Source organism: Deltaproteobacteria bacterium (genome assembly GCA_009929795.1).
Lineage (GTDB): Bacteria > Desulfobacterota > Desulfovibrionia > Desulfovibrionales > Desulfomicrobiaceae > RZZR01.
The window spans coordinates 1-3,148 of the sequence record RZZR01000226.1 but is presented as its reverse complement, the minus strand read 5'-3'; the positions used below and the strand labels follow the sequence as shown (position 1 = coordinate 3,148).

The window sequence follows — 3,148 nt, the reverse complement described above, 5'->3', positions numbered from 1 at the left end:
TCAGTCATGGGACACCTCCAGGGCGCGGATGGCGTCGGCCAGGGCATCCAGGTCGAACGCCGGGCAATCCGCATCGTGGGTCGCGACATCACCCGGGCCACAGAGGGTGCCGTCACACTCACACGCCTCATTGGCCGCGCGGTCCACCCGCGCTGCACACCGCTCCCGCATGGCCTCCTGGCCGGCGCGGTGCCCTGACTCATACGCGGTAGCGATGGCGCAATCCCAGTATCCACAGGTAATCTGTCCTCTCACTGTCTTTTGTTGTCCCACGAGATGGCCCACAGATAGGCCATCATAACTGCCCACTGAACCAGGATGCCCTCTGGTGGCCCCCAGCCCCGCTGGTCCAGGGCCCAGCCTGTTGCTATCCCGATTGCGCAGGCCTTCAACACATCCGAAACACGCAGACCATAGGTCATGGCTTACCTCCGATTGCTTGTAGCACCCTCTCCTCCAAATCACTCCACCTCCAGGGCACGGAGGGCCTTCGCCCACACATGGTCGCCACGCTGTTCCAGCCACTGTGCACACCTCTCCCGCATGGCCTCCTGGCCAACTCGCCTCGACTCCTCCATCATCTCCACCAGGGCGTCGGCATCGATACGAACCTCCCCCTGCAACCTCTGCACCTCCCGCGCCAGGGCCGGGGCGGCGGTGCGATAGTAGGCGATTAGGGCTGTGTCGCCCTCCCAGTTCCCCTCCACCACCAGGTCCCCGTAGTCATCCCATACACACGTGTAGGAGTCCTCACTCGGCGGTGTGGTCCACGTCCACGGCCCTGGCGTTGCCTCCTCGTCGAAGCGCAGGACCTCGGCGACGGTTTCGTTGATGTCATTCATACCAGGACACCTCCGCTTCCGGAAAGCAGGTGACCAGAAGCTCTTCCACCCGGGGCATCCAAGCATCGGCCACCACCCAGGCCAACATCTGGGGATCCCATCTCCGACAGGAAGGGGGGACTTCCCGCTTCAAGTCGTCCACGAACTTCTTATTGTAAGCAGGGATGGTGATCTCCCACCACTCCCCATCTCCTTCGGAGTCCCTGATGATGATTTCTTTTGGCATGTCACTCACCTCTCTTGCAACCTACCATAGACTCTACGTAGAGTCAAGCCTATTTTGCCCCTCGTTTCCCTGCTCTCTGGGCTGGAGGAACGGTTGCCCCTCCGGCATTCGCTTCGTTCTCTTCCCGCTTCGTCTTCTTGTCCTCCACGATCAACTCTTCGGGAAGAGCGTAGTTCTCCACCACCCGGCAGGTCGAATAGTCCACAAGCAGGGGCAGCTTCACCCAACTTGCAGGGCCGCTGACCGAACGGGCCCGGGTGTTCTTCATGATGCACAGCCATCCCGGCTGGAATGGGGTGTTCAAGTCCCGCTGGCGGTTTACGCAGTGCATGTCCCGGATCCGGGCTCGCACCTGTTCGTCATCCCAGTTTATGAAGATCCTGTCGTGCCTCTGCAGGATGGTCTGGGCGAACCCCAGGATCAACTTTGCCGGCTTGGCTTTCCCATAGGCCCCTCCAACGTTGCGGACGGTGATCTGTCCCGCACCCACCGTTTCCTGATTCCCCTGCACAGTCATGGTCAGGTTGCAGCCGAACCTCTTGGGGATGATGTTGGCCCGGTCGAACATCTTGCTCAAGGAGTTCCAGTCGTCGTTCTTGGCCCCGGACTTCAACTGGTCCCCGGAGTCGATCACTACCAGATCGATATGCCCGCACAGGTCCTCAGGCACCCCGTTCTTGCGGTCCTTCCGAGCGAAAGAGTACTGCAGCATCTTCAGATGGCCGGCAACGTCTTCCGGAGTGAAGTCGTCCGGGTTGAGTTCTTCCCCATACCAGTCCCCAGGGTAGCCGGCCAGGACTTCGGAGATGTTGTTCTGGAAGGTCGGGAGATCCCAGTCCACCTCGGTTATGTCCGTCTTCAGCAGATGGGATGCCACCCTCTCCAGAAGCTCTCCCCGGCTATCGTCCAGGGCGAGGTAGACCACCCTCTTTCCCAGCCTAAGGTTGTGCAGGGCCATGTTCAGCGCCAGAGTGGACTTTCCGCCCCCTGTAGGCCCGATAAGCAAGGTCAGGTGGGCTTGCATCCCCCCTCCCTTCAGGCGCTCGTCCACGCGGGCAAGCCCGGTCGGGATAACTCCACCTCCCCCATACATCTCCTCGAAGAACCCTTTCACGTCCTGAATGTCCTTGAGGTCGAAAGGGGAAAAAGTTCTCCCCTGGGAAGGTCGCTTCCCGGACATCATGGCGAGGTCTTCTACCCGACGCAGAAGCTTGGGGGTATCCTCCCGCATCTTCTCGGGGTTCATTGCCAGGGCCGAGGCCACAGCCCCGATCTCCAGAAGTTCCCTGGAGGCTACGAACACCCGCACTTCCTCCCCGCTGATCTCGGAAATGGGTACTGCGTAGAGGAAGTCCACCTCCCCAAGAAGATGGGCCATCGTAGCCGGGTCGAACTTCACCTCCCGGGAGAGGATCCTCTTCAGTTCCGGGAGGGTGGGGAAGGTACCGTGGTTCTTGTAGAGACCCGCCAGGGCTCTCCAGACGATCTTCCAGGGGGGATAGTGGACATGGTAATCCGCCATCCTGGATGCCACCATTGCGTAGTCGTCCGGGTGCTCGACGCACCAGCGCAGGACGGTGGCCTCTGAGACTCGCTGATCTGCCAGGAGGACATTCATCATGACTCCCTTATTCGAGACAGGAGAGTTCTGAACGCATACGCTGCAACCAGCGGGACCACTCCGTTACCGATTGCCCGCAATCTGTCCACCCGGGAGGAAGCCCCATCAACCACTCGCTGAAGTTTGGGTTCAACTGGTAGGAAAGGCCCTTCAATCCCAGCCCACTGTAAGCTATCATTGGGGCTTGGCGGCCAAGTAGGCCGTTCACTGGAACATCCGCCCGAAGGCAGGCCCCATCCTTCCAATCCCGACTGGTTGCCGTGGCCCACTTTTCGGCTTGTCCCGGAAGCAGAAGTTCCGCCCTCTCGGTTTGCCCCACCTGTCTTCGGTATTTCCCTTGAAAGGCGGCCGGTGTTTGCCATTTCGGGTGCAGCACTGCAATATCTGTCAGGGTGCTTGCATTCTTCCGGGATGGGTAGTCTGCCCCCCGGGACCCCGCGGAATCCCCTGATATTGGAG

3 protein-coding genes are annotated in these 3,148 nt (G+C 60.5%); all 3 read right to left on the bottom strand.

The genetic code is table 11. The features are described 5' to 3' along the window. Positions 1–461: 461 nt before the first annotated feature. Genes EOM25_13480 through EOM25_13470 form a run of 3 tightly spaced genes read right to left on the bottom strand, consistent with a single transcriptional unit; the run spans position 462 to position 2,689 of the window. Entirely contained in the window at positions 462–842 is a 381-nt protein-coding gene (locus tag EOM25_13480) for a hypothetical protein (protein NCC26185.1), read from the bottom strand. Then, complete coding sequence (locus EOM25_13475; protein NCC26184.1) at positions 835–1,068, bottom strand: hypothetical protein; 234 nt, start codon at positions 1,066–1,068, stop codon at positions 835–837. Before EOM25_13475 ends, EOM25_13480 begins: the two co-directional genes overlap by 8 nt. Positions 1,069–1,117: 49 nt before the next feature. After that, positions 1,118–2,689 (bottom strand): hypothetical protein, encoded by a 1,572-nt coding sequence (locus EOM25_13470; protein ID NCC26183.1) that lies wholly within the window; start codon positions 2,687–2,689, stop codon positions 1,118–1,120. Positions 2,690–3,148 lie beyond the last annotated feature (459 nt).